Source organism: Stenotrophomonas sp. YJH_SMC_33, assembly GCF_059372295.1.
The window spans coordinates 655,754-679,705 of record NZ_JCAFVJ010000001.1; the positions used below are offsets into that span (position 1 = coordinate 655,754).

Annotated in this window: 24 protein-coding genes; 9 read left to right on the forward strand and 15 right to left on the reverse strand. The window is 67.8% G+C overall.

Features of this window, described 5'->3' with window-relative positions; genetic code table 11:
* Nucleotides 1–10: 10 nt before the first annotated feature.
* Nucleotides 11–619 (forward strand): hypothetical protein, encoded by a 609-nt coding sequence (locus AC5P9W_RS03090; protein WP_021203329.1) that lies wholly within the window; start codon nt 11–13, stop codon nt 617–619.
* 39 nt (nt 620–658) lie between these two features.
* Here AC5P9W_RS03090 and dinG read toward each other — a convergent pair whose 3' ends face one another.
* The 3 genes from dinG to aroE form a co-directional block, all read right to left on the reverse strand.
* Nucleotides 659–2,734 carry an ATP-dependent DNA helicase DinG gene (gene dinG, locus AC5P9W_RS03095; RefSeq protein ID WP_181451894.1) on the reverse strand — a complete coding sequence of 692 codons (2,076 nt, stop codon included), beginning with the start codon at nt 2,732–2,734 and terminating at the stop codon, nt 659–661.
* Nucleotides 2,735–2,916: 182 nt separating this feature from the next.
* A complete protein-coding gene (locus AC5P9W_RS03100) occupies nt 2,917–3,270 on the reverse strand; it encodes a hypothetical protein (RefSeq protein WP_188249736.1) in 354 nt (117 codons plus the stop codon).
* 3 nt (nt 3,271–3,273) lie between these two features.
* Entirely contained in the window at nt 3,274–4,119 is an 846-nt protein-coding gene (aroE, locus tag AC5P9W_RS03105; RefSeq protein WP_019661661.1) for a shikimate dehydrogenase, read from the reverse strand.
* Between the two features lie 48 nt (nt 4,120–4,167).
* Between aroE and AC5P9W_RS03110 the strand changes: the two genes are divergently transcribed.
* The gene (locus AC5P9W_RS03110) at nt 4,168–5,040 is read left to right on the forward strand and encodes a PD40 domain-containing protein (RefSeq protein WP_206621343.1); all 873 of its coding nucleotides are present in this window, start codon (nt 4,168–4,170) and stop codon (nt 5,038–5,040) included.
* A gap of 148 nt (nt 5,041–5,188) precedes the next feature.
* Here the strand turns inward: AC5P9W_RS03110 and AC5P9W_RS03115 are convergent, their stop codons facing one another.
* From AC5P9W_RS03115 to AC5P9W_RS03130, 4 genes are all read right to left on the reverse strand, one after another.
* Nucleotides 5,189–5,458, reverse strand: coding sequence for a hypothetical protein (locus AC5P9W_RS03115; protein ID WP_019661663.1), 270 nt, complete (start codon nt 5,456–5,458; stop codon nt 5,189–5,191).
* A gap of 30 nt (nt 5,459–5,488) precedes the next feature.
* Entirely contained in the window at nt 5,489–6,478 is a 990-nt protein-coding gene (hemB, locus tag AC5P9W_RS03120; protein ID WP_006400669.1) for a porphobilinogen synthase, read from the reverse strand.
* 19 nt (nt 6,479–6,497) lie between these two features.
* Complete coding sequence (locus tag AC5P9W_RS03125; RefSeq protein ID WP_019661664.1) at nt 6,498–7,415, reverse strand: bestrophin family protein; 918 nt, start codon at nt 7,413–7,415, stop codon at nt 6,498–6,500.
* Nucleotides 7,416–7,538: 123 nt separating this feature from the next.
* Nucleotides 7,539–7,787 carry a hypothetical protein gene (locus tag AC5P9W_RS03130; protein WP_006475755.1) on the reverse strand — a complete coding sequence of 83 codons (249 nt, stop codon included), beginning with the start codon at nt 7,785–7,787 and terminating at the stop codon, nt 7,539–7,541.
* A gap of 184 nt (nt 7,788–7,971) precedes the next feature.
* On the opposite strand from AC5P9W_RS03130, the gene AC5P9W_RS03135 reads away from it, so the two are divergent.
* Nucleotides 7,972–8,430, forward strand: a complete 459-nt coding sequence (locus AC5P9W_RS03135) for a hypothetical protein (RefSeq protein ID WP_010482223.1) — start codon at nt 7,972–7,974, stop codon at nt 8,428–8,430.
* Nucleotides 8,431–8,514: 84 nt separating this feature from the next.
* Here the strand turns inward: AC5P9W_RS03135 and AC5P9W_RS03140 are convergent, their stop codons facing one another.
* The 4 genes from AC5P9W_RS03140 to AC5P9W_RS03155 all read right to left on the reverse strand — a co-directional run bounded on the left by AC5P9W_RS03140 (nt 8,515) and on the right by AC5P9W_RS03155 (nt 14,196).
* Complete coding sequence (locus AC5P9W_RS03140) at nt 8,515–10,317, reverse strand: DUF885 domain-containing protein (RefSeq protein WP_134735731.1); 1,803 nt, start codon at nt 10,315–10,317, stop codon at nt 8,515–8,517.
* A gap of 236 nt (nt 10,318–10,553) precedes the next feature.
* Entirely contained in the window at nt 10,554–11,069 is a 516-nt protein-coding gene (locus tag AC5P9W_RS03145) for a cytochrome c oxidase assembly factor Coa1 family protein (RefSeq protein WP_019661666.1), read from the reverse strand.
* A 25-nt stretch (nt 11,070–11,094) separates the two neighbouring features.
* Complete coding sequence (locus AC5P9W_RS03150) at nt 11,095–13,320, reverse strand: S9 family peptidase (protein ID WP_206621344.1); 2,226 nt, start codon at nt 13,318–13,320, stop codon at nt 11,095–11,097.
* A 186-nt stretch (nt 13,321–13,506) separates the two neighbouring features.
* Nucleotides 13,507–14,196 carry a glutathione binding-like protein gene (locus AC5P9W_RS03155; RefSeq protein WP_019661668.1) on the reverse strand — a complete coding sequence of 230 codons (690 nt, stop codon included), beginning with the start codon at nt 14,194–14,196 and terminating at the stop codon, nt 13,507–13,509.
* A gap of 110 nt (nt 14,197–14,306) precedes the next feature.
* On the opposite strand from AC5P9W_RS03155, the gene AC5P9W_RS03160 reads away from it, so the two are divergent.
* Both AC5P9W_RS03160 and AC5P9W_RS03165 read left to right on the forward strand, forming a co-directional pair.
* The gene (locus AC5P9W_RS03160) at nt 14,307–14,948 is read left to right on the forward strand and encodes a TIGR00645 family protein (RefSeq protein WP_019661669.1); all 642 of its coding nucleotides are present in this window, start codon (nt 14,307–14,309) and stop codon (nt 14,946–14,948) included.
* A 201-nt stretch (nt 14,949–15,149) separates the two neighbouring features.
* A complete protein-coding gene (locus AC5P9W_RS03165) occupies nt 15,150–16,151 on the forward strand; it encodes an energy transducer TonB (protein ID WP_019661670.1) in 1,002 nt (333 codons plus the stop codon).
* 83 nt (nt 16,152–16,234) lie between these two features.
* Here AC5P9W_RS03165 and AC5P9W_RS03170 read toward each other — a convergent pair whose 3' ends face one another.
* Nucleotides 16,235–16,489 (reverse strand): hypothetical protein, encoded by a 255-nt coding sequence (locus AC5P9W_RS03170; protein WP_021203321.1) that lies wholly within the window; start codon nt 16,487–16,489, stop codon nt 16,235–16,237.
* 78 nt (nt 16,490–16,567) lie between these two features.
* Between AC5P9W_RS03170 and AC5P9W_RS03175 the strand changes: the two genes are divergently transcribed.
* Together AC5P9W_RS03175 and AC5P9W_RS03180 are read left to right on the forward strand one after the other, a co-directional pair.
* Nucleotides 16,568–17,365 (forward strand): helix-turn-helix domain-containing protein, encoded by a 798-nt coding sequence (locus tag AC5P9W_RS03175; protein WP_111103940.1) that lies wholly within the window; start codon nt 16,568–16,570, stop codon nt 17,363–17,365.
* Nucleotides 17,366–17,464: 99 nt separating this feature from the next.
* A complete protein-coding gene (locus AC5P9W_RS03180) occupies nt 17,465–18,175 on the forward strand; it encodes a transposase (RefSeq protein WP_032959053.1) in 711 nt (236 codons plus the stop codon).
* Nucleotides 18,176–18,199: 24 nt separating this feature from the next.
* Here the strand turns inward: AC5P9W_RS03180 and AC5P9W_RS03185 are convergent, their stop codons facing one another.
* Genes AC5P9W_RS03185 through AC5P9W_RS03195 form a run of 3 tightly spaced genes read right to left on the reverse strand, consistent with a single transcriptional unit; the run spans nt 18,200 to nt 21,650 of the window.
* Nucleotides 18,200–19,384: an ABC transporter permease gene (locus AC5P9W_RS03185; protein WP_019661674.1), complete on the reverse strand. Its 1,185-nt coding sequence runs from the start codon at nt 19,382–19,384 to the stop codon at nt 18,200–18,202.
* Nucleotides 19,381–20,127, reverse strand: a complete 747-nt coding sequence (locus AC5P9W_RS03190) for an ABC transporter ATP-binding protein (protein WP_206621345.1) — start codon at nt 20,125–20,127, stop codon at nt 19,381–19,383. The genes AC5P9W_RS03185 and AC5P9W_RS03190 overlap by 4 nt, the downstream gene beginning before the upstream one ends.
* A complete protein-coding gene (locus AC5P9W_RS03195; RefSeq protein ID WP_021203317.1) occupies nt 20,124–21,650 on the reverse strand; it encodes an alpha/beta hydrolase in 1,527 nt (508 codons plus the stop codon). Before AC5P9W_RS03195 ends, AC5P9W_RS03190 begins: the two co-directional genes overlap by 4 nt.
* 296 nt (nt 21,651–21,946) lie before the next feature.
* Here AC5P9W_RS03195 and AC5P9W_RS03200 point away from each other — a divergent pair, with 296 nt between their 5' ends.
* Both AC5P9W_RS03200 and AC5P9W_RS03205 read left to right on the forward strand, forming a co-directional pair.
* On the forward strand, nt 21,947–22,474 hold the full coding sequence (locus AC5P9W_RS03200; RefSeq protein WP_021203316.1) for a DUF1203 domain-containing protein: 528 nt from the start codon (nt 21,947–21,949) through the stop codon (nt 22,472–22,474).
* 191 nt (nt 22,475–22,665) lie between these two features.
* Nucleotides 22,666–23,838, forward strand: coding sequence for a lytic polysaccharide monooxygenase auxiliary activity family 9 protein (locus AC5P9W_RS03205; protein WP_021203315.1), 1,173 nt, complete (start codon nt 22,666–22,668; stop codon nt 23,836–23,838).
* Nucleotides 23,839–23,952: the final 114 nt, after the last annotated feature.

A 23,952-nucleotide genomic window follows, 5' to 3' on the forward strand; every position in this document is an offset into this window, starting at 1 on the left:
GGTTGAGAGGATGTTGCTTTCCTTTGCGCTGGCCGCTGCCATGGCCACGTCAGCAGAACCGCCAGAAGCGCCCGATTGCCGCTACGACCGTGCAGCGATGCTGGCGATGGAACCGGCTGCGTTCGATCAGGACCTGGAAGGTGGCTGGCGCACGCTGGCCGACCGTGGCTGTACCCGCGAAGCTGCCGATCTGCTGTCCGCCTACGGCGCACTGCCCAAGGCAGCAGGCAATGCCATCATCACGTGGCACGAGGGCCAGCTTCGCGCGGAGCTGGGGCAGACCGCAAAGGCGATCATGCTGATGGAACGCAGCCACAAGCCGGTGAACGGAGGCGACCCGGGATACTGGAATGCCTATGTGGATGGCATGGTTGCGTTCCTGCGCCAGGACCGCAGCGCCCTTGAAAAGGCTCGTGCGAGGCTGCTCGCGATACCGACGCCCACCATCATGGCGGAGAACATCAAGGACGGTCGCTACCACTTCACCACCGAGGGCGGGCAACGGGTGCAGATGCCGTGGCCGCCGAACCTGGACGTGCTTGATGGACTGCTGCGCTGCTTCGGCAAACCCTACGCGGAGGCCTATGGGCCAGGGTGCCGGAACCCGGAAAGCAGGTGAGGTTCTCCGCCGGGCATGGCCCAGCGCTACCGGTGCGTCTCAGCCGATCACGCGCTTGAACGGTGGCAGCGCGTCGATGATGCGCTTGCCGTAGCGGCGGGTCAGCAGCCGCGAATCGAGGATGATCACGCGGCCGGTGTCGGTGGAGGTGCGGATCAGGCGGCCGGCGAACTGGGTCAGCGTGCGCAGCGCGTGCGGAATGGCGATCAGGTTGAAGGCATTCAGCCCACGCCCTTCGAACCACTCGCTGAGGGTGGCGGTCTGCGGGTCGGTCGGCACCGCGAACGGCACCTGGGTGATCACTACCGTGGTGCAGGCTTCGCCGGGCAGGTCGAGGCCTTCACCGAACGAGTTCAGTCCAAACAGCACCGAACCCTCGCCTGCGGCCACGCGGCGCAGGTGCTCGTCGATCAGCCGGGTCTTGGACATCTCGCCCTGCACCAGCACCTGCTTGCGGCGCGCGGCCGACATCAGCCCGACCACCTTCTCCATCTTCCAGCGCGAGGTGAACAGCACCATCGAACCCTTGGCCCAGTCCAGCTCGGTGTCCAGGTAGCGCGCCACTTCGCGGGGATGGCCTTCGCGATCGTCGGGGGTGACCGGAAACTTCGGCACGATCAGCTCGGCCTGGTTGGGCAGGTCGAACGGCGACGACAGCGAGACCATCTCGGCCTCTTCCGGAATGCCGTTGTCGATCGCCAGCGACTGGAAATCGCCACCGCCGGTCAGCGTCGCCGAGGTCATCACCACCGAGTCCACTTCATCCCACAGCAGCTTGCGCAGCACGTGCGCGGCCGACACCGGCGAGCCGTGCAGCACCAGGTCGCCGTCGCGGGTGGCGGTGACCCAGCGCGCCATCGGCGGCGCGCCGTCCTTGTCCTCGCGGCGCCAGGCCTGCCACAGGTTGTACTGCTGCTCGATCATCTCCAGCGCCATGCCCAGGTTGCGCTGCAGGCGCTCGCGTGCGGCATCGTCCGGCTTGCCCTTGGCCACCTGCGCGGTGGCGGCATGCGCCCAGTTGTAGAGACTGCGGGTATCGTCGGCCAGCGCCTCGATCGGCTCACGCCAGGCCTCGGGCAGGCGCCCGTTGGCCGCGCGCCACATTGGTTCCTCGTCGGCCGGCGCCGGCATCCACACCCGCTCGATGTGGTCACGGAACGCGCGCAGCTGCTTGGCCACGTTGCTGGCGACCTCGATGGCTTCGTTGGGCAGCAGGTTGCCGAGCCGGTCCTTGTCGACTGCGCGGTAGGCACCGGCAATCAGGATCTGCAGGCGGCCGGTGCGCTTGGCCATTTCATCCAGCGCCAGGCTGGCCGCACCCTGGTCGATGGCCACGTTGCCGATGTGATGGCCTTCGTCCAGCACCAGCAGCATGTCCGACGGCGGCGCGATCAACGGCTGGCCGTTGTCGCTGTCACCGATCGACAACGCCGACAGCAGCAGCGCGTGGTTGGTGACCACGATCTGCGCATCGCGCACGGTATTGCGCGAGCGCAGCACCGCGCACTGCGCCGAATAGGCACAGCGGCGCCCGGCGCAGCCCGAGGCCGGCGTGGTGATGCGGCTGCGCAGGCCGGGGCTGATGGTCTCCGGTGCGTTGTCGATGTCGCCATCCCAGCTGCCGCTGGTGAAGGCGTCGGTCAGGCGCTTGGCGATGTCCATTTCGATCGGCGCCAGCGGCCGATCGAACAGCGGCGCGTCATCCTCGAACATGCCGCCCTGCGAGCCCTCACCCTGTGCCTCGGCAGCATTGCGCGTGCACAGATAGCGAGTGCGGCCCTTGGCCAGCGCCACGGTCGCTTCCAGGCCGGTGGCCTTGAGGAAATTCGGAATGTCGCGCTCGACCAGCTGCGACTGCAGCGCCACGGTGCCGGTGCTGATCACCAGCTTCTTCCTGGTGGCCAGCGCGATCGGTACACCTGCGGTGAGGTAGCCCAGGCTCTTGCCGACGCCGGTGGGCGCCTCGACCACGCCGACGCCGCCACTTTTCGACAGCGCACGCGACACCACGCCGATCATCTGGCTCTGCGAGCGGCGGGTGGAGAAGCCGGGGGTATTGGCCTGCAGCGTGGTGTACGCCTTGCGGATCGCGTCCTTCAAGGCGTCATCGAGCATGCGCGGAGCGGCGACGGTTTCGGTCACGCCGGGAACTACCGTAGCTGGATCAGGCCGGTCATTGTCGCATGGCCGGCCACGACCGCCGCCGCTGCCTGCCTGAACAAGCCAGCGACGACACCCGGCGGCCGGATGAACACGCCGGACGCTGCTGGGGACAGACCAGGGCCGTCACCGGGAGGTCACTGCACCACGTTGCCACGCAGCCGCAGCAGGCGCACCAGCGCCCACACCAGCAGCACCACGCCGATGGCCTCAACCATTGCCAGCGCGAAGTGCAGCACGCCGAGGATGGTGCCGATGCCCGACACGGCGCCGAAGTTGCCGCTGCTGACCAGCCACATCGGCAGGATGCCCGCTGCCAGGCCGCCAAGAATGGACAGCAGCAACAGCAGCAGGCCGGCCAGGGCGCCGGTGCGGGTGGCATCGCGCGGCGCGCCGACCACCCAGACCAGGCCGATGCACAGCGCGATCAGCACCGGCAGGCGCACGCCCACCATGCTCAGCACGGTCACCAGCAGGGTTGTGCCGTCCATCGATCAGTCCTCGCCGGCCAGCACGGCCGAGCCCTGGCGCAGCGACTGGTAGACCTCATCGGTCTGCGGGCGCACGCCATGCCACTGCAGGAAGCTCTCGGCGGCCTGTTCGACCAGCATGCCCAGCCCATCCACGGTATTGCGGCAGTTGGACGCGCGTGCCCAGGCCAGGAAGGCGATGGCAGCCTCGCCGTAGTTGAGGTCGACGGCGGTGGTCATCGAGTTGACCAGCGACAGCGGCAGCTTGAACTCGACGTCGCGGTCGCGGCCGGCCGAGGTGGCATTGACGATCAGCTCGAAGTCACCCAGGTCACGCAGGTCTTCCCAGTAGCGGCTGATCGCGCGGCCCGGTTCGCCCATCGCGTCGATCAGTTCATCGGCGCGTTCCGGTGTGCGGTTGACCACCACCAGCTCGGTGATGCCGGCATCGAGCAGCGCCGGCGCGACGCTGCGCGCGGAACCGCCGGCGCCGATCAGCAGCACGCGGCGGCCACGCAGGTCCAGGCCATGGCGGTCGGTCAGGTCACGCACCAGGCCGATGCCATCGGTGGTATCGCCGTGCCAGCGGTCGCCCTTGCGCAGCAGCGTGTTGACCGAGCCGGCGCGCCGCGCGCGCGCGGTCAGGGTGGTGCACACCGAGAACGCGGCTTCCTTGTGCGGCGAGGTGACGTTGGCACCGACACCGCCTTCGGCGGCGAAGGCTTCCAGGCCGGCCAGGAACGCATCAGGGGCCAGGTCGATTGCACGGTAGTCGATGCTGATGCCTTCCTGGCGACCGAACGTCGCGTGGATCTGCGGCGACTTCGAGTGGGCAACGGGGTGTCCGAAGACGGCGTAACGGTCGGTCATGGAATCCTCAAGCTGGCTAGACTGATGCTCTTTCGTGCACGGAACCGGATGATGCGCATCACCCCGCCCCTGCTGGTGCTTGCCGCCAGTCTACTCTCTGCCCCCGTGGCGATGGCGTTGAACGAGTACGGCATCGAAGGCATGGGCGTGGTCTCCACCCGTGCCGACGAGGGCCGCGCCACGATCAGTCCCGATGGCCAGCGCATCGTCTTTGCCCGCCGCGGTGAGGCTGGCTGGGGCCTGTGGGAGGCGCGCGTGGTCGGCGGCCGCTGGCAGCAGGCGCAGGCCCTGCCGGTAGGCGTGGCCGGTGAGGTCCGTGATCCCTACTTCAGCCGTGACGGCCGCTGGCTGCTGTTCGCGGCCGGCCGCGAGGGCAGGCTGGCGCTGTACCGCGCCGCACTCTCCGCCGATGGCCAGCTGGGCAAGGCGCAGCCTTTGGCGGGCGACGGTGACCGCCGCGAAGAGCGCGGACCAGCCCTGAGCGTGGATGGCAAGCGGCTGTTGTTCGCCCGCCAGCAGGGGCGTGGTGCCGGCTGGGACCTGCTCGTGGCGACGCTGGACGCGCAGGGCGTGCGTGGCCCGGCAACCGCACTGACCACCTTGAACAGCGGCGACGACGAGACCGACGGCGACTGGCTGGGCAACGACGGCGCGGTGGTGTTCAGCCGCGGCAGCGGCACGACCGCACAGGTGTGGAGCAGCGGCTGCGCGTGGAGTGGCGCGGTCCTGCAGCCGTTGGGACTGTCGTTCAACCAGACCGGCGGCTGGACCGGCGCGCCTGTGATCGACAACGCCAAGCCGGGCGAGATGCTGGTGGCCAGCAGCGCGGCGAAGGCGCCGCGCGCCGGTGGCGTGGACGTGTACCGCTTGGCGGTGCCGAAGGTGGCGGCGGTGGCCGGGTGCGTGCCAGGCGTGCGGTAACGGCAGACGCCAACCAAGGTTGGCGACTACCAGGGCGATGGAGGTGCCAGGTGCGTGCGATAGATCCACGCGATGCGTAGATGATCGCGGGGTAGGTGCCGACCTTGGTCGGCACGCCAAGGTGCCAACCAAGGTTGGCACCCACCCGTCAGCGAGACAACACCTTGGCGCGCTGCTGCTCGTACTCCAGCTCACTCAGCTGGCCGTTGTCCTTGCGCTGGTTCAACGCGGCCAGCTCGGCCTGCACGCTGTCCGGCAGCGCCTGCTCACGGGCCACGTGGCGGGCAGCGGAGAGCTGTTCCGGCGGGCGCTTGCCGGCCCGCCAGGCGGCGATGAAGACACCGACGATGATGGCGCCGAACACCAGTGTTCCGGTGCCCCAGATCAGCCATTGCATCCATCCCAGTTCGGGTGCCATCGCAGTCCTCCGTCTATCGTGTCGCTATTGTCAGCGCTCGCGCAGCCATCGCGCCACCTGCGGCGCGAAATAGGTCAGTACGCCGTCGGCACCGGCCCGCTTGAAGCCCAGCAGCGACTCCAGCACGCAGGCGCGTTCGTCCAGCCAGCCGTTGGCGAAGGCGGCCTTCATCATCGCGTACTCGCCACTCACCTGATAGGCGAAGGTCGGCACACCGAATGTCTCCTTCACCCGGCGCACCAGGTCCAGGTACGGCATGCCCGGCTTGACCATCACCATGTCGGCGCCCTCTTCCAGGTCCAGCGCGATCTCGCGCAGGGCCTCGTCGCCGTTGGCCGGGTCCATCTGGTAGGTCTTCTTGTCGGCCTTGCCGAGGCTGGCCGCGCTACCCACCGCATCACGGAACGGGCCGTAGAACGCCGAGGCGTACTTGGCCGAGTAGGCCATGATGCGCACGTTGATGTGGTTGTCGGCATCCAGCGCACGGCGGATCGCGCCGATGCGGCCGTCCATCATGTCCGACGGCGAGACGATGTCGACCCCGGCTTCGGCGTGCGACACCGACTGCTTGACCAGCGCTTCCACGGTGATGTCGTTCAGCACGTAGCCCTTGTCATCGATGATGCCGTCCTGGCCGTGGGTGGTGTACGGGTCCAGCGCCACGTCGGTCATCACGCCCAGCTCCGGGAAGCGCGACTTCAGCGCGCGGATCGCACGCTGCGCCAGGCCGTCCTCGGCCCAGGCGGCCGATGCATCCAGCGACTTCAGCGACGGGTCGATCACCGGGAACAGGTCGATCACCGGAATGCCCAGCTCCAGCGCCTCTTCGGCAACCTTCAGCAGTTCTTCGATCGACAGCCGCTCCACGCCCGGCATCGACGGCACTGCGGTGCGGCCGGCCAGTTCGTGCACGAACACCGGGTAGATCAGGTCGTCGGTGGTCAGCGTGTTCTCGCGCATCAGGCGGCGCGAGAACTCGTCGTGGCGCATGCGGCGCGGGCGGTACAGCGGGTGGGACATGGCAGGCTCCGAGGAGTGGCTATTGCAACAGGTAGCCCTGCGGCAGCAGGGGTTCGGGCAACGGGCGTTCGCCGAGCGCATCGAGCTGGTCGATCTCGATCGTGCGCACCAGCGCGTCCAGCGGCAGATCGTTCGGCTCAAGGCCGAAGGGGTCTTCCATTTCTTCGCCCAGCTGGTCCAGGCCGAAGAAGGCATAGGCCAGCACCGCCGACAGCACCGGCGTGCCCCAGCCCAGCGAACTGGCCAGGCCGAACGGCAGCAGCACGCAGAACATCCACGCGCAGCGGTGCAGCAGCAGGGTGTAGGCGAACGGCAGCGGCGTGGTGAGGATGCGCTCGCAGCCGGCCTGGATCGACGACATCGCGTGCAGGCGCTCTTCCAGCTGGGTGTAGAGGATCGGATCGAGCTCACCGCTGCGCAGCGCCTGGGCCAGTTCGGCGGCGATCATCGCCAGCAGCGCGTCGGGCACGTTCTCGCGCTGGCCCAGCTGTTCGCGCTGGCGCTTGTCCAGCCACGGCAGGGCCATCAGCGCCACGATGCGCCCACGCAGGCGCCCGGCCAGGGCGTGGGCGAACGCGGTGGTGACGTAGGCGATGCGGCGACGGCGGCCGGTGTCATCGGCCAGCAGCAGGTTCACCTGGCGGGCCAGCGAACGCGATTCGTAGACCAGCTGGCCCCACAGCTTGCGGCCTTCCCACCAGCGCTCGTAGCAGGCGCTGTTGCGGAAGCTGAGGAAGATCGACAGCACCAAGCCGAGCAGCGTGAACGGCGTGACCGACACGCGTTCGATGCCGGTCGGCGGCGCCAGTTCCACCACCGCAGCCACGGCGATGGACAGGATCAGGATGGCCAGCACCTTGGGCGCGATCGCTTTGACGATCGAACCGCGCAGGATGTACAGCAGTTGCCAGCCGTGGGGACGGGGTCGGATGATCATGGGGCAGCCGCGCCGGGCGCGGATTCACAGGCACGCGGGGGGCTCGCGCAGCCATTCATTGTACGCCCCCTGCCCGGCCATCGGCCGTGCGCCTGCGACGCCCTGTCGCACCCGGGCGCGGGCTCAGATGACGCCACCACCCAGGCCGAGGCGGAGGATGCCCACCACCACCACGATGCCGTTCAGGACCAGGCCGGCCCAGGCCCGGCCACGCTTGCTCGGGTGGGTGAACAGGATGCCCAGCGCGGCGATGACCGCGCCCACCGCAGCGAACGGGATCAGGAACCAGTTGCCCCAGCCGAGCAGTGGAATCAGCGCCAGGATCATCCACAACAGCGCCAGTACGCCCCACAACAGACTGATCACGCCCATGCCACTCTCCCGCAGTTGGTTCCTGCCCCAACCATAGACGTTCCCGCTGCCGTCGCCTACTGCCGTTGGCGGGGCTGTCACCCCCGGCGTGCTAGCGTGCTGCCGTGCGTGCCCCGGCCCGGGTGTTGGCGCCGATTCAGAGTGGCCCGCCGATGATCGCAACCAGTCCTACAGGGGTCGTGCCATGAACATCCGTTGGGCCGCGTTGGCGGCCATCCTGCTGGTCGCCGCCGGCTGTGCCAGCACCTCCAAGGTGATGCTGGGCCGCGCCCGCGCACCGATCGATCCGGCTCTGGTGCAGATCTACTCGACGCCACCGGCCGGTTCGCAGGAAATCGCCCAGCTGGAATCGGCGTCCGCCGTCGGCTTCGGCACACAGGGCCAGACCGATGCAGCTGTGGCACGCCTGAAGCGCGAGGCCGCCGCGCTCGGCGCCAATGGCGTGGTGCTGATGGGCGTGGGCAGCAGTGGCTCGCCGGTGGGCATGTCGGTGGGCGCCGGCACGTTCGGCTCGCATGTGGGTGGCGGCGTCGGCATCGGTATTCCGACCACGCAGAAGCGTGCCGCCGGCGTCGCGATCTGGGTGCCGAATCCGGCACCGCCGGCGCGATTGCCGACACAGGTGATTACCCCGCAGCGGTGAGGCGGCAGCGTCACCGCGGGTAGCGCCGGGCCATGCCCGGCGTCTCTCCCGCTGCGCTCGCCGGGCATGGCCCGGCGCTACCGATTATTTCTGCCGGTACTTCGGCACGAACACCTTGTTCACCGCATCAGCCAGCTGGTCCGGCGGCAGCAGGCCCTGGTCGAGCAGGAAGTTGTTGAACGCAAGGCGGTCGAACTTCGCACCCAGTGCCAGCTCGGTCTGCATGCGCAGTTCCAGGATGCGGGTGTAGCCGTAGAAGTAGCTGCCCGCCTGGCCCGGCATGCGCACCATGTAGCGGTCCAGTTCCTGGGTGGCCATCGCCTTGGACAGGCCGACCTGCTCCATCAGCACGCGCTCGCCGTTGGCGCGGTCGGTCAGGCCGAGGTTGAGCATCGGGTCCAGCATCGCGCGCGCGGCGCGCAGCAGGCGGAACTGCAGGGCGATCATCTGACCGTCCAGCGGTTCGTAGGGCACCATCTCGGCCTCGGCATACAGTGCCCAGCCTTCCACGTTCACCGAATTGAACGCGAACATGGTACGTGCCAGCGACACGCCACGCTCGACCATCGCGGTGAACTGGAGCTCGTGGCCGGGGCGGCCTTCATGCGCGCTCAGCGTCCATGCTGCCGCACCGAAGTTGAAATCGTCGTACTGTGCGCCCGGGCCCGCCGCCGGGTTGCCCAGCGGCAGCACGAAGGTGCCCTGCTGCCCGGTGTTGTTGACCAGCGGCGCCGGCAGGAAATGCGGCGCGGGACTGGCCGCGCTCTCGGCGGCCGAACCCAGGCGCATCTGCATGGCGCGCTGGGGCACGTCGACGATGGCATGCTCGCGGATCAGCGGATCGATCGCGTCGATCACCTTGCGGTAGTGGCCTTCCAGATGGTCGTCGGCGATCTTGTCGGCCTTCAGCGCGCGGATCACCGCCACCGGGTCGCTCGGGTCGGCCACCTTCAGGCCCTTGTCCTTCACCACCAGCGGCGCCAGCTGCTGCATCACCGAGCGGGTTTCCATGAACTCCAGCTGTGCGCGCTGCATCAGCAGCTTCGGGTCGATGTCGATGCCGACCTGCTTGAGCTGGTAGGCGTACAGCGGCGCCGGCAGGCGCGCATCGGTGCGTGCCTTCGGCAGCACTTCCTTGCGGGTCCAGGCGGCGTAGTCCTTCATCTGCCCGGCCAGGGCCTTCATTGCTTCATCGGTGCCGGCGATCTGGTACTTCTTCAGCAGCGACTCGATACCGGTGATGTAGGTCTCGACGTTGTCCAGCGACTGCTGCACTTCGATCCTGGTCGGCTGCAGCAGGCTGCTGTCCTTCAGGCGCTCTTCGTAGCGCTGGCGGGCCAGCGTGGTGAAGGCGGTGCCGCCCGGCTGCAGGCCGGCATAGGCCTTGAGGCGGTCGATCGCCTTGGCCCGGCGCTCGGCCGGCACCTGGTCGGACAGCAGCAGGTTGAGGCCGCTGAACACGGTCTGCGGCGCATCACTCCACGGCAGCAGGTATTTCTCGTTGAGCTCGCTGCCTTCGATGTTCTGGCTGGCGGCGTGGATCATGATCTCCAGGTCCTGGCGGACGTTGGGATCCTTCTCGGTGGCCAGCTTTGCCTTGAGTTCATCGCGGGCTTTGGCCATGGCGGCGCGATAGCGCTTGCCGTTGTCCGGGCCAAGGTCTGCGACCTTGTCGTCGTAGCCGGGAACGCCGAAGAAGCCGGTTTCCTCCGGCTGGAACGGGCCTTGTGCATCAAGCAGGATCTGCGCCAGTGCATTGCTGCGGGCAACCCAGGCCGGGCTGGCCGGGGTAGCGGCCTTGGCGGCGGGTGCGGCCAGCGCCGGTGGCGCAGACAGCAGCGGTGCGGCAGTCAGGGCCAGGGCAACGGCGAACGCAATCGGCTTCATGGTGCACTCCAGGACGGGGTTGCCCGCACCCTACGCGCTCACGGCGATGGCGACAATCGGCGGGAAGTCATGGCGGCTGGTTGTGCAGCCGGGGCTCCGCGGAAGCCTGCCGGCGCAGAGTCGACTGTCAGTCGACTATCGCGCGCAGCGCGGGGGGTTCGCTATCTGACCGAAGAGCAGTCGACTGACAGTCGACTCTACCCGGTCGACGTCCCGCAGTCGCCTGCCCGGGGAGGTCACAACGCGGCGGTCAGCGGGCATTCGCCGCGATCACGGCAGGCCTGCAGCTCGCACTCCTGCGCAGCCTCATCATCATCCAGCGCCGTCAGGTCGAAGGTCTGCTTGTCTTCGGCCAGCACGTACATCACCGGGTAGTCCCAGACATCGTCACGACGGATGCCCTGCACGAACAACCGCCCGCGTGCCTGCGGCCCTTCCAGCGCAACGGTCAGGCCAACGTCGCGCTGGCCGTTGATGGCGGTCTGCATGCTGCCCAGCGGCATCGATTCGATATGCAGCGGCTCGCCGAAGGCTTCCACCAGTTCGATGCTGCAGCCCGCGCGGCGCAACGCTTCGCGCATCGGTGGACTTTCGCGTGCCGCCTCGCTCCAGCGCAACAGGCTCCAGGTCACCACGCCACCGGCGCCACCCAGCACCAGCACCACCGTCAGCGGCATCGCCCAGCGCCAGTGGCGGCGCCACCATCCGGTGGACGTCTGGCGATGGGCGGGAATCGGCGGTGGCAGGGTCATCGGCGGGCTCCTTCCCGGTTGCGGATCAGGGTTTCAGGCAGCGTCCCAGGAAGGCTTCGGCCACGCGGTAGCGATGCAGGGCATCGGCGCCCGACAGGCCATGCTTGGCACCCGGGTAGGTCATCAGCTCGAACGGCTGTGCACGCTTCTGCAGCGCGCTCATCAGGCTGGTCGAGTTGGTGAACAGCACGTTGTCGTCGGCCATGCCGTGGATCAGCAGCAGCGGCGAGCGCAGGCCGTCGATATGGGTCAGCACGCGCGCTTCGCGATAACCGGCTTCATTGCGTGCCGGCAGATCCATGTAGCGTTCGGTGTAGTGGCTGTCGTACAGGCCCCAGTCGGTCACCGGCGCACCGGCCACTCCGCAGGCGTACTGGTTCGAGGCCTTGGCCAGCAGCATCAGGGTCATGTAACCGCCGTTGGACCAGCCCTGCACGCCAATGCGCGCCGGGTCCACCCACGGCTGCTGCTTGAGCCAGGCCACGCCGCGCAGCTGGTCGGTCACTTCCACCGTGCCCTGCTTCCCGTACAGCGCACCACCGAAGTCGCGGCCGCGACGCGGGGTGCCGCGGTTGTCCAGCGAGAACACCACGTAGCCCTGCTGGGCCAGGTACTGGTTGAACAGGTGATCACCGCGGCCGGGCCAGCTGTCGGTGACGGTCTGGCTGGCCGGGCCGCCATAGACATACACCGCCACCGGGTAGCGCTTGGACGGATCAAACCCGGCCGGCTTGATCAGGCTGTAGTTCAGTGGGGTCTTGCCATCGGCGGCGGTCAGCGTGCCGAACTCGACCGGGCGCTGCGCGTCGCGGTAGCGCGCATACGGGTGCCTGGGATCGGCCAGGTCGTTCTCCACCAGCGTAGCGATCTTCTCGCCATTGGCGCGGAACAGCTCGATCTGCGGCGGCGTGGTGCTGTTGGACCAGCTGTCGACATAGACGCTGGCATTGCGGGCGAACGTGGCGCTGTGCATGCCCGGTGCCTTGGACAGGCGCTGGGGCTCACCGCCCTGCAGCGATACCGCGTAGATCTGGCTTTCGCGCGAGGTTTCGATGCCGGCGCGGAAGTAGGCCTTGCCGGCCTTCTCATCAACCGCCAGCAGTTCGTCCACCGGCCAGTTGCCGTGGGTCAGCGCGGTGGTCTTGCCCTTGCTGTCGATGCGGTACAGGTGCTGGAAGCCGGTACGCTCGGACGACCACAGCACGCTGCCGTCTTCCAGGAAGCGCAGGCTGTTATGCAGCGGCACCCAGGTCGGGCTGGTCTCGTGGGCGAGCACGCGCTGGCGGTTGGAGTCGAGCGCCACTTCCACCAGGTCCAGCTGCTTCTGGTCACGCGACTGGCGCTGGAAACTCAGGTGCTGCGGATCGCGCCAATCGACGCGGGCCAGGTAGATATCCTGTTCCCTGCCGAGGTCGACCCAGCGCGGCTGCGCATCGGCGGCCGGTGCGATCACGCCCAGCTGCACGCGCACGTTGGCGTCGCCGGCGGCCGGGTAACGCTGCTCGATCACGTCGGTGCGGTCGGCATAGACCTCGTAGCGCTTCTGTACCGGCACCGGCGATTCATCGATGCGGGCAAAGGCAATGGCCGAATCATCCGGCGCCCACCAGTAGCCGGTGTGGCGATCCATCTCCTCATCGGCGACGAACTCGGCCACGCCGTTGCCGATGGTGGTGCTGCCGTCGTGGGTCAGCTGCAGCTGCTTGCCATTGGCCAGGTCGATCACCCACAGGTTGCGGCCGCGGATGAAGCTGACGAAACCGCCCTTGGGCGACAGCTTGGCGTCGGTGGCGAAACCTTCACCGTGGGTCAGGTGGCGCACGGCCGCCTGGCCCTGCTGCTTGAGGTCGTACAGGTAGAGTTCGCCGCCCAGCGGGAACAGCAGGCGCTGCGCGTCCGGCGACCACTGGTAATCAACGATGCCGGTCATCGCGGCGATGCGCTGGCGCTCGCGGCGTGCCTTTTCCTCGTCGCTGAGGGTCTCGGTGCCGGGCAGCACCACCTTGGAATCAACCAGCAGCCGGGTCTGGCCGCTACCGATGTCGTAGGTCCACAGGTCCAGCTGGTTTCGGTCGCTGTCCTTGCCGCGCAGGAAGCTGACCTGCGATCCGTCCGGTGCCACCTTGGGCTTCATCAAGGTCGGGCCGGACAGCGGCAGCGGACCGGTGATGGCTTCCAGGGTCAGCTTTTCAGCGTGGGCAGCGGTTGTGGTGGCAAGCATGAGGGCGAGCGAAGCGAACAGGTGGCGCATGGAGGATCCCGGCAAACGGCAGGTCCGCCCCCGCGATGGACGCGGAGCGGTCGTCCCCCATCCTAACCAAGCCCGTGCGGGAAGGCAGCATGACCTTCTGCCCATAGCAGTGCGGACGAGTGCCGACCAAGGGTCGGCACCCACCACCCGTAGATCCACGTCACGCGTGAATGACGCCGTCCTGGTTCAACGCTGGCCGAACAGGTGCTTGCGCTCTTCGTCGCTGAGCGGCTTGCCGGCGTTGGGGTTCACCTGCTGGCGCAGGGCATAGGCGCGCTGGGTGGCCGGGCGTGCGGCAATCGCTTCATGCCAGCGCTTGAGGTTCGGGAACGCGGCGAAGTCCACCGGCAGCGTGTCGTAGGCGCCGACCCACGGGTAGCTGGCCATGTCGGCGATGGTGTACTCATCGCCGGCCAGGAAGGCGTGCTGGGCCAGGCGCTTGTCCATCACCCCGTGCAGGCGGCGCACCTCGTTGTCGTAGCGCTCGATGGCATAGGGAATCTTCTCCGGCGCGTACACGTTGAAGTGGCCCATCTGGCCACTCATCGGGCCCAGGCCCGCCATCTGCCAGAACAGCCATTCCAGGGTGGTCACGCGGCCACGCGCGTCGCTGGGCAGGAAGCGGCCGGTCTTCTCGGCCAGGTACAGCAGGATCGCGCCGGACTCGAACACACTCTGGGGAGCACCGCCATCGGCCGGGGCATGGTCGACGATGGCCGGCATCTTGTTGTTCGGCGAGATGGCCAGGAATTCCGGCTTGAACTGGTCGCCCGAACCGATGTTGACCGGGTGGATGCGGTACTCCAGGCCGGCTTCCTCCAACAGCAGGGTCACTTTGTGGCCGTTCGGGGTGGGCCAGTAATACAGGTCGATCATGGCGGCGGCTCGGGGTGCGGAAAGGAACCTGAAGTCTAGTGCGTGAGTTGGGTTGGCACCGTCATGGCGGGCCGGTAACCTCGCGGCTCCCCCGAAACGCACTGTCCTGCATGAGCCACAGTCCTCGTCCCTTGTCCCCGTTGTCCTCGCTGATCTTCGCCTCGCGCTGGCTGCAGCTGCCGCTGTACCTGGGCCTGATCCTTGCCCAGTGCGTCTACGTGTTCCTGTTCGGCAAGGAACTGTGGCACCTGCTGTCCCACTCGGTGTCGATGGGCGAACAGCAGATCATGCTGATCGTGCTGGGCCTGATCGACGTGGTGATGATCTCCAACCTGCTGGTGATGGTGATCGTCGGCGGCTATGAAACCTTCGTCTCGCGCCTGCGCCTGGAAGGCCACCCGGACCAGCCGGAATGGCTGAGCCACGTCAACGCCAGCGTGCTGAAGGTGAAGCTGGCGATGGCGATCATCGGCATCTCCTCGATCCACCTGCTGAAGACCTTCATCGCCACCAGCGCGTTGAAGGGACTGCCGCTGTGCAAACCGGAACAATGGGCAGCGGCAGTGTCTTCGGCGTCGACCAGTTTCTACAACGCTGGCGTCGATACCTGCACGACCATGACCCAGGAAGGTGTGCTGTGGCAGACCATCATCCACTGCGTGTTCATCCTGTCGGCGATCGGCATCGCCTGGACCGACAAGCTGATGTCCAACGGCCACAGCAAGTCGCACGACAAGGCACACGACCACTGAGGTCGCCGCCGGCCACGACATGATCACTGCGGCCCCACCCGGCCACCACCCCTTGTGCGGGGCGGTGGCCGGGATGCTAGATTGCATCCTCGCCGTTGCCGGCGGTGGCGTCGGGAAACGCCACCCTGCCGCGCCTGGACCACGGGTCCCGGCCATGCATATCAATGATTTACGTCACGTCGTCTTCTAGAGGGGAGCAGGATGTCGCACGTCTCAACGATCACCGCCGCGCGCCGGTGGCTGCCGGTTGCTTTGGCACTGGCGCTGGCCGCCTGCTCGGGCAAGGAAGAATCCGCAGCACCGGCTCCGGCCGCCGCCCCCACCGCCGCTGCACCGGCCGCACCGGTGGTCGCCGCCAAGGTGCAGTCGATGGGCACCGAGCAGCTGCGTGAGTCGGCCAGCCAGGCCCTGCGCGAGAACCGCATGTACGCGCCGGCCGGCGACAATGCCATCGAGTACTACCTCGCCCTGCGCGACAAGACCCCGGACGACGCCTCGGTGAAGAGCGCGCTGACCGACCTGCTGCCCTACACCCTGATCGCCGCCGAGCAGCACCTGGGCCGCGAGGACTACACCGAAGCACAGCGCCTGGTGGCACTGATCGAGAAGGTGGATGCCTCCGCGCCCGCCCTGCCGCGCCTGAAGGACGGTCTGTCCAAGGGCGTGGAAAACGCGGCCAAGCGCACCGAGACCGAAGCGGAGAAGGCAAAGAAGGACGCCGAGGAGCGCAGCAAGCAGCAGATCGAACAGCAGCGCCTGGCCGAACAACGCGCCAAGGAAGCCGACGCGGCCAAGCAGATCGCTGCCCAGCAGGACGCCGCACGCCGCGACAACGAACGCCAGGAAGCCGAGCGCCAGGCCGCCGCACGCCGCGAAGCCGAACAGAAGCAGCAGCAGGCCGCGGCCCAGCAGGCCAGCGCGGCGCGCCAGGCCGCGGCTGCCGCCGCGCCCACCCTGCGCCCGATCAGTACGCCGGCGCCGCGCTATCCGGCCGAGGCACTGCGTTCGGGAACGTCGGGCGAAGTGCTGGTGGAGATCACGGTCGGTACCGACGGCTCGGTGGTCAACGCCCGCGTGCTGCGCGCAACCTCCGGCCGCACCTTCGACCGCGAAGCCCTGAACGCAGTCAAGCGCTGGCGCTTCGAGCCGGTCAGCGCGCCGGTCACCACCCGCCGCACCCTGGTGTTCGCGCCAGGCGGCTGACCGCAGAAAAGGGGACGGAGGGGATTAAGTCGTTTCCGCCCCAAAATGACCACACGGCCCGGCATCTCCGGGCCGTGTCCGCTTCAGGAGAGGCTGTCAATCAGGCCTTGCAGTGCCGGATCGCGCGCGGCCAGCACCTGGAACAGGCCCAGCGCATGCAGGCCCGGCAGCAGCCCACGCAGATCTGCTTCGGCGGTGGCGCGGGTGGCGTCATCGCTGGCGGGGTCCTGCCAGTCACGGACGCTGGCGAGGAAGGCGCCCACGCTGCCCTTGCGCACGGTGAGGCCGTTTACCTGCACGTCGTTCTGATGGTCGGGAAGAATGTCCTGGGGCTGCATCGGGGCGGCTCGTGTTGGAATGGGCGCCCAGTGTGGCGCGCGCGGATCGGCGCTTCTGCCGTATAACTGCCAATGGATATGGCAGATCAGACACCGACCGGCTTGATTGATCCGGCATTGGCGGACGCCGACGACGGCCCCATCGTGCTGGCCGGCCAGCTGCGCGTGCCCGGAAGGCGGCGCACCGCGCGCCACCAGCACGTGCGCGGCCAGTTGCTGGGTGCCCACCACGGCCTGCTGCGGATCGAGGCCGGCGACCTGCACTGGCTGCTGCCGGCGGGGCATGTTGCCTGGATACCGCCCTTGCTGCCCCACGCTCTGGTAGGGGCAGACGCATTCGATGGCTGGAGCCTGTACGTCCGCGCCGATGCCGGCCTGGATCTGCCGCCGCTGCCCCGCATTTTCCAACCCGACGTGCTGTTGCAGGCGGCGGTGACGCGGGCACTGCGCTGGCCGCATCAGGCACTGGACGCTGCGCAGGCACGCCTGGCCGGCGTCATCGCCGATGAGATCCGTGCCAGCATTCCCTTGCCACTTGCCCTGCCACAACCGCAGGATCGACGGTTGCGGCGGATCGCGGCGGCGCTGGCACGGTCGCCGGACGACCTTCGCAGCGTCGAAGCGTGGGCAGCCACCAGCGGACTGTCCAGCCGCAGTCTCGCCCGCCGTTGGCAGGCCGAAACTGGCATGACCTTGAGCCAGTGGCGGCAGCGCCTGCGCGTGCTGCTGTCACTGCCACGCCTGCTGGCAGGCGAACCCGTGATCAGCGTTGCGCTGTCAATGGGCTACGACACGCCCAGTTCGTTCATCGCCGTGTTCAAGCGCGAGATGGGGGTAACGCCTGCGCGGTACGCAAAAGGGGACGGAGGGGATTAGGTCGCTTCTGACTCCTCCGATACGCCGGCGCGGCATTACCTGATGCCCCACGCCACGGTGCCGATGCCAGGCTGAGGCACCCTTCGACCTGGGAATCCCATGCCCCGACAAGCGCGCCTGATGCTGGCCGGCCAGGCCTATCACGTGATCCAGCGCGGTGTGAACAAGGGTGCGATCTTTGTCGACGACATCGACCGGCAACTGTTCCTGCATCTGCTGCACAGCGCTTTCCTCAAGCACCGCGTCGCACTGCATGCCTACGTACTGATGGACAACCACATCCACCTGCTGGCCACGCCATCCACGCAGCGTGGGCTGGCCGATGCAATGCGCATGCAGGGCAACAACTATGTGCAGGCTTTCAACCAGCGGCACGGCCGCACCGGTCCCCTGTGGCAGGGCCGCTTCCATTCCTCGATGATCGACAGCGACGCTTACCTGCTCAGCGTATACCGCTACATCGAACGCAATCCCGTTCGTGCCGGCATTGCGGTCAGTGCTGAAGATCATCCGTGGTCCAGCGTGCACGGCAACCTTCAACGACGCGATGACCCCATGCTGACCCCGCATCCCGCATTCAGAGCGTTGGCCGCGACCGCTCGCAACAGGACGGCGGTGTATGCGCGATTCCTGCGCGATGTGAATGCGTCCGCCGATCTGCCCGCAATCCGCAGTCATAGCGCCAAACAGCGTCCGTTGGGGGATGCTGCGTTCCTGCGGATGGTAGAGAAGACGCTCGGGCGGCCGGTGGCGATGCGAAGACAAGGCCGCCCGCGCAAGGAGGGGACGGGAGGGGCAGAAACGACTTAATCCCCTCCGTCCCCTTTTTTGCGGTCAGCCGGAGATGGCCAGGCGCTCGTTGTGGTAGCGGCGCACGGCGGCGAACCACAGCATAGCGGCCAGGCCGAGGCTGGCACCGAGGTAGATCGCCCAGACCGTCGGGGTGATGGTCTCGTGGCGGATCACCTTCAGCAGCATCTGGTTCTGCGACAGGAACGGCACGGCGTACTGCCACATCTCGCTCTTCAGCGGATAGGCCACCAGGGCGTAGCCAGGCAGCATCGGCAGCAGCATCAACCAGGTCATGTGGCTCTGCGCTTCCTTCATGCTCTTGGCCGCAGCCGACAGGAAGGTCAGCAGCGAGGTGCCGATCAGCAGCATCGGCAACATCACCAGCAGCATCTGCAGCATCGAGCCGACGTTCATGTTGAACTGGCGGCCGATGTTGCCGGGGGCGATCTGCGCGCTCACCTTGAACGCGACCAGGGTCAGCAGCAGCGACACGAAACCGACCACGCAGGCGGCGGCGATCTTGCCGCTGACGATCGCACTGCGCGAGCCCGGCGTGGCCAGCAAGGGTTCCAGTGACTGCCGCTCGCGCTCGCCGGCCGTGGCGTCCATCACCAGGTAGGCGCCACCGATGAACGAGGTCAGCGTCAGCAGTACCGGCAGCAGCATCGACAGGATCATGCCGCGCTTGGCCTCGGCACTGGCCAGGTCCTGGCGCGCCACGTCCAGCGGGCGTGCCACCTGTGCGTCGATGCCGCGTGCCATCAGGCGCAAGGCACCGACCTGGCCGTTGTAGGTGGCCAGCGCCGCCTCCAGGCGTGCACTGGGTACTTCGGCCGCGCGACGCGTGCTGTCCTTGATCACCTCCACCAGCGCCGGCTTGCCCTCGGCCCAGTCCTTGCCGAACTCATCGCTGATGCGCAGCGCCACATCGATGTCCTGGGTGCGGATGGCCTCGGCCAGGTCCTTCGGTGCCGGTGCGGTGTTCAGCCCCTGCGCGGCGAGGAAGCGCACCAGGTTCGGCGCGTTGTCCGCACCGATGGTCGGAATCTGCAGCGGTTGTTCAATCTGGGTGCGCACCCGGCTCTCGGCCAGCTTGCCCATGCCCAGCAGCAGCACCGGGTACAGCAGTGGCCCGAACAGCAGGGTCAGAAGCAGCGTGCGGCGGTCACGCGACAGGTCACGCAGCTCCTTGCGCATCACCGTCATCAGGGTCGACATCATGCTCATGCGTGCAGGCCCTCTTCGCTGCCGATCAGTTTCACGAACGCATCTTCCAGGTTGGATTCGCCGGCCTGCGCACGCAGTTCGTCGGCGCTGCCGGCGGCCATCACCGTGCCCTTGGCGATGATCACGATGTGATCGCACAGCGCGGCCACCTCCTGCATGATGTGGCTGGACAGGATCACGCAGCGACCCTCGTCGCGCAGGCCCAGCAGGAAGCGGCGCAGCGCGCGCGTGGTCATCACGTCCAGGCCGTTGGTCGGTTCATCGAGAATGACGTTGCGAGGGTCGTGCACCAGCGCGCGGGCAATCGCGGTCTTGGTGCGCTGGCCCTGCGAGAAGCCATCGGTCTGGCGGTCGAGGATGTCACTCATGTCCAGCGCATGCGAGAGCACCTCGATGCGTTCGCGGATGCGCTCGGCCGACAGGCCATGCAGTTCGCCGAAGTAGGCGATGTTCTCGCGCGCAGTCAGGCGCTTGTAGACGCCACGCGCATCAGGCAGCACGCCGAGGTGGCGACGCACCTCCACCGGATTGCGCGCCGCATCGATGCCGTCGACAGTGATGCTGCCCTGATCGGGCGTCATCAGCGTGTACAGCATGCGCATGGTGGTGGTCTTGCCGGCACCATTGGGCCCCAGCAGGCCGGTGATGCGGCCATCCCCGGCGCGGAAGCCGACGTTGGACACTGCCTGGATACGGCCGGTGCGGGTGTCGAAGGCCTTGTGCAGGTTGTCGGCGACGATCATGGTTCCCATCCGTTGAACGAGGTGAACGCCGGCACGTAGCTCAGCGTATCCAGGCAGCCGGCGTCCAGCGCCTTGGCATCGGTCGTGTCGATGAACTGGCCGAGCAGGCGCGGCATGCAGCCGGCGGTCAGCGTGCCGTGGCCCTGGCCACGGGCGACCAGCGCGCGTCCATTGGGCAGGCCCTTGAGGACCTGCTCGGCATAGCGCGGCGGGGTCACCGGGTCCAGTTCACCAGACAACAGCAGCGCCGGTACGTCACTGCGCAGCGGCACGGCATTGGCTGCCGGTGCCGGACGGTGCGGCCACACCGGGCAGGCCGCGAAGAACGCACTGGCCACCTCGTTGCCAAACAGCCGCTCGGGATCCTCGGCCGGCGCGTGGTAGCGCGGCGCATCTTCGCTACAGATCACCGACCAATGCATCCCGCGGTTGATCTGGAAATCCATGCTGCGGTTCGCACCGCGTGCCAGCGAGGCGAGCGGCGCGTAGCGGCCGTGCGCGGCTTCATCAAGAACCAGCGGCAGCAATGAGGCGTACTGGGGTACGTAGGAAAACGCAAAAGCCAGGCCCACCACGCTGTCCGGTGTCAGCACATCCTTCCGGGTCCCGTAGGTGCCGGGGTCGCGATACTCGACCGGAACCGGTGCACGGCGCAGGGTCTCCACCACGCTGCGCAGCTGCGCACGGGTATCGGTCGGGAAGCGCTTGCTGCAGGTAACGTCCTTGCGGCACTGCGCCGACTGCAGGGCGATCGCGTCCTCGAATGTCCTGGCGAAATCGCCGCCCACCACCAGCTCATTCGGCACCACGCCATCGATGACGATGCTGCGGGTGTGCTGTGGATAGGTGCCCGCATAGCGCTGGGCCACGCGGGTACCGTAGGAGCCGCCAACCAGGTTGAGCTGGTCCACACCGAGCGCCGCACGCACCGCATCCAGATCGGCGATCGCCTCGGTGGTGGTGTAGAAGCGCGCATCGGCACGCCCCTGCAGCGATGCGGCACAGCGCTGGGCGTAGTCGCGCAGCGATGCCTCGGAAGGCGCGGCATCCTCGTCCATCGGCAGCTCCTTCCCGTCCGCGCCCAGGCAGCTGAGCGGGTTGGAACCGCCGGTGCCGCGCTGGTCGATCAGGAACACGTCGCGCTGTTTGCGCACCTGGCGCAGTGCAGTATCGACGATGACCGCCACCTCGCTGGCCGCCTGGCCGGGGCCGCCGGCCAGGAAGAACACCGGATCCGGCTGGCTGGCGCCGCTGCTGCCCGATTCCAGCCAGGCGATACGCAGGCCGATCCGGCGACCGTCAGGCTGGGCCCGGTCCTCCGGCACCTGCAGGGTGGCGCACTGCGCCTCCACGTTGGCGCTGGCACCTACCGTGGACAGCGTGCAGGGCTGGAAATCGATCGTGCCGAAGCGGCGGCCGGGTGCGTCAGTGGCGCCCTCGGCGCCGGGTGACGGCGACTGGCTGCAACCGGCAAGCATCAGGCTGGCCAGCATCCCGGCCAGCGCGAGGAGGTGTCTTTGCATCGTGCTCGTTTCCCCTGGAAGACGTTCCTGGCAACCACGACGGGCTGCCGCGGAAGATGTGACCCAACTTACACGGGCAGCGCGCCGACGGCGATGGGCAATGACGAATCCGCCGCCAACGGCGCGCAGACCGGACGGTCCTGCCCCTCGGCCTTGGTCGGCACAGGGCGGCATCGGCGGCGACCCGCAGCGCCCCACGGGCCAGTGCCCCGGCCTGACGGCGATGCGGGGTCTGAAAACGGCGAGCACGGCCGCCGGCGCACGCGCAGAATCCGCCGCAGACCCAGGAGACACCCATGCACACGTGGTACCTCGGTGGCATCGACCATCGCCCCTTCCTGCACCTGTTCGAGATGAGCGACTGCGCGCTCGCTGCGCTCGGCATCCAGCGTCGCTGGGTCGGCGCCAGCGGCGGACATCCCTGCCGGATCAGCCTGAGCGATCCCGCGCCTGGCAGCGAGCTGCTCCTGCTGTCCCACGCCCACCTGCCGCTGCATTCGCCGTACCGCGCCGCCGGCCCGATCTTCGTGCAGCGCGGCGTGACCCGTTGCGTCCTGCCGCCGGGCGAGGTGCCCCCGTATGTGCAGCGCCGGATGATCTCGATGCGTGCCTATGACCACGCCGCGCTGATGTGCGGTGCCCAGGTCTGTGCGGGCACCGAGGTGGGCGGCCATCTGGATGCGCTGTTTGCCGACCCGTCGGTGGCGTTTGTCCAGCTGCACAACGCCGCGCATGGCTGTTTCTCGTGCCAGGCAGATCGGGTGGGTACCGGGACTGCGTCGCGTGATCTCCATGACGTGATCGATGCCACGCCGGTCACGTGACGTCCAGCGCATCCGTTCAGCCCTGCGTGAAGCCTGCGGGAAGGGCTTCACATGCGCAGTCACGGATCGGCACTGCGATGGTTCCGCCGCCTGCAGTGCGACTCGATACTCGCCCTGGTGCCGCCGAAAGTCCGCCGCCCAGCGCAGCGCCTGCGGTCACCGTTCCCTTTCGACGACCACAAGGATGCGCCATGTCATTCCGACCCACACCGCTGTTGCTGGCCACCTCGTTCGCCGCTGCGGGCCTGTGCCTGGCCGGCAACGCGTTCGCCCACGGCACGATGACCACGCCGGTCAGCCGCGTCTATGCCTGCTTCCAGGGCAATCCCGAGAATCCGACCAACCCGGCCTGTGCCGCTGCAAAAGCGATTGGCGGTTCACAGGCGTTCTACGACTGGAACGGCATCAACCAGGCCAACGCCAACGGCAACCATCAGGCCGTGGTGCCCGACGGCAAGCTGTGCAGCGGCAACAACCCGACCTTCCGCGGCCTGGACGTGAACCGCAGTGACTGGCAGACCACGCCGATCCACGCCGATGCCAATGGCAGGTTCACCTTCGTGTTCAAGGCAACCGCGCCGCACGCCACGCGCGACTGGCGCTTCTTCGTCACCCGCGACGGCTGGCAACCGGGCAGCCCGTTGCGCTGGGCCGACCTGCAGGAGTTCTGCACGCTGGGCAATACACCGCTCTCCGCCGATGGCACCTACAAGCTGCAGTGCACGCTGCCGCAGCGCACCGGCCAGCATGTGATCTACAACACCTGGCAGCGCTCGGATTCGACCGAGGCGTTCTACACCTGCATGGACGTGCGCTTTGAAGGCGGCGGCGGTGGTACGACGCCGGCACCGCAATGGCAGGATGCCGGCCCGGTCACCGCCCGCGGTGAATTGCCGGTCGGTACGACGCTGGCACTGCGCGTGTTCAATGCCAGCGGCAACGATGTCGAACGTGTGGAAGCGACGCTGGCCAGCGGCCAGACCTCGGCCGCGCAATGGCCCTTGGCGCTGGCCCGCAAGGTCAATGCCAGTGCCCAGCATGCGCGCGTGGGCGTGCTGGCCAATGGTGCAATCACGCCGACGGCCTCGGCCACCGCCAACCGCGTGTACCTGAAGGATGGCAACCGCTTCCAGCTCGACACGAAGGTGCCGGACCCGGGCACGCCGTCGCCGGGCGGTGATTTCGACCATGTGTACCCGGCCGGTATCGGCGGCTATGTGCCGGGCCAGACCGTGGTGAAGGGCACCGACGGCAAGCTGTACGCCTGCCGTCCGTTCCCGGAGGGTGCATGGTGCAACGTCAATGCCGAGGCCTACCGGCCGGGCGTGGGCGCGGCCTGGCGCGATGCGTGGATCGCGTACTGAGGCAGTGATGCGGGAGGCGGTGCACAATGCACCGCCTTTCGCCCGGATGACGGCACAGTAAGCACCGTGTTGCAGATCGAACACAGCCGCCATCGATTTCAAACTTGTCCGATG

Coding starts and splice junctions, on each gene's coding strand:
- AC5P9W_RS03090 (WP_021203329.1), top strand. CDS start 11: ATGTTGCTTTCCTTTGCGCTGGCCGCTGCCATGGCCACGTCAGCAGAA.
- dinG (WP_181451894.1), bottom strand. CDS start 2,734: ATGCTCGATGACGCCTTGAAGGACGCGATCCGCAAGGCGTACACCACG.
- AC5P9W_RS03100 (WP_188249736.1), bottom strand. CDS start 3,270: ATGGACGGCACAACCCTGCTGGTGACCGTGCTGAGCATGGTGGGCGTG.
- aroE (WP_019661661.1), bottom strand. CDS start 4,119: ATGACCGACCGTTACGCCGTCTTCGGACACCCCGTTGCCCACTCGAAG.
- AC5P9W_RS03110 (WP_206621343.1), top strand. CDS start 4,168: ATGATGCGCATCACCCCGCCCCTGCTGGTGCTTGCCGCCAGTCTACTC.
- AC5P9W_RS03115 (WP_019661663.1), bottom strand. CDS start 5,458: ATGGCACCCGAACTGGGATGGATGCAATGGCTGATCTGGGGCACCGGA.
- hemB (WP_006400669.1), bottom strand. CDS start 6,478: ATGTCCCACCCGCTGTACCGCCCGCGCCGCATGCGCCACGACGAGTTC.
- AC5P9W_RS03125 (WP_019661664.1), bottom strand. CDS start 7,415: ATGATCATCCGACCCCGTCCCCACGGCTGGCAACTGCTGTACATCCTG.
- AC5P9W_RS03130 (WP_006475755.1), bottom strand. CDS start 7,787: ATGGGCGTGATCAGTCTGTTGTGGGGCGTACTGGCGCTGTTGTGGATG.
- AC5P9W_RS03135 (WP_010482223.1), top strand. CDS start 7,972: ATGAACATCCGTTGGGCCGCGTTGGCGGCCATCCTGCTGGTCGCCGCC.
- AC5P9W_RS03140 (WP_134735731.1), bottom strand. CDS start 10,317: ATGAAGCCGATTGCGTTCGCCGTTGCCCTGGCCCTGACTGCCGCACCG.
- AC5P9W_RS03145 (WP_019661666.1), bottom strand. CDS start 11,069: ATGACCCTGCCACCGCCGATTCCCGCCCATCGCCAGACGTCCACCGGA.
- AC5P9W_RS03150 (WP_206621344.1), bottom strand. CDS start 13,320: ATGCGCCACCTGTTCGCTTCGCTCGCCCTCATGCTTGCCACCACAACC.
- AC5P9W_RS03155 (WP_019661668.1), bottom strand. CDS start 14,196: ATGATCGACCTGTATTACTGGCCCACCCCGAACGGCCACAAAGTGACC.
- AC5P9W_RS03160 (WP_019661669.1), top strand. CDS start 14,307: ATGAGCCACAGTCCTCGTCCCTTGTCCCCGTTGTCCTCGCTGATCTTC.
- AC5P9W_RS03165 (WP_019661670.1), top strand. CDS start 15,150: ATGTCGCACGTCTCAACGATCACCGCCGCGCGCCGGTGGCTGCCGGTT.
- AC5P9W_RS03170 (WP_021203321.1), bottom strand. CDS start 16,489: ATGCAGCCCCAGGACATTCTTCCCGACCATCAGAACGACGTGCAGGTA.
- AC5P9W_RS03175 (WP_111103940.1), top strand. CDS start 16,568: ATGGCAGATCAGACACCGACCGGCTTGATTGATCCGGCATTGGCGGAC.
- AC5P9W_RS03180 (WP_032959053.1), top strand. CDS start 17,465: ATGCCCCGACAAGCGCGCCTGATGCTGGCCGGCCAGGCCTATCACGTG.
- AC5P9W_RS03185 (WP_019661674.1), bottom strand. CDS start 19,384: ATGAGCATGATGTCGACCCTGATGACGGTGATGCGCAAGGAGCTGCGT.
- AC5P9W_RS03190 (WP_206621345.1), bottom strand. CDS start 20,127: ATGATCGTCGCCGACAACCTGCACAAGGCCTTCGACACCCGCACCGGC.
- AC5P9W_RS03195 (WP_021203317.1), bottom strand. CDS start 21,650: ATGCAAAGACACCTCCTCGCGCTGGCCGGGATGCTGGCCAGCCTGATG.
- AC5P9W_RS03200 (WP_021203316.1), top strand. CDS start 21,947: ATGCACACGTGGTACCTCGGTGGCATCGACCATCGCCCCTTCCTGCAC.
- AC5P9W_RS03205 (WP_021203315.1), top strand. CDS start 22,666: ATGTCATTCCGACCCACACCGCTGTTGCTGGCCACCTCGTTCGCCGCT.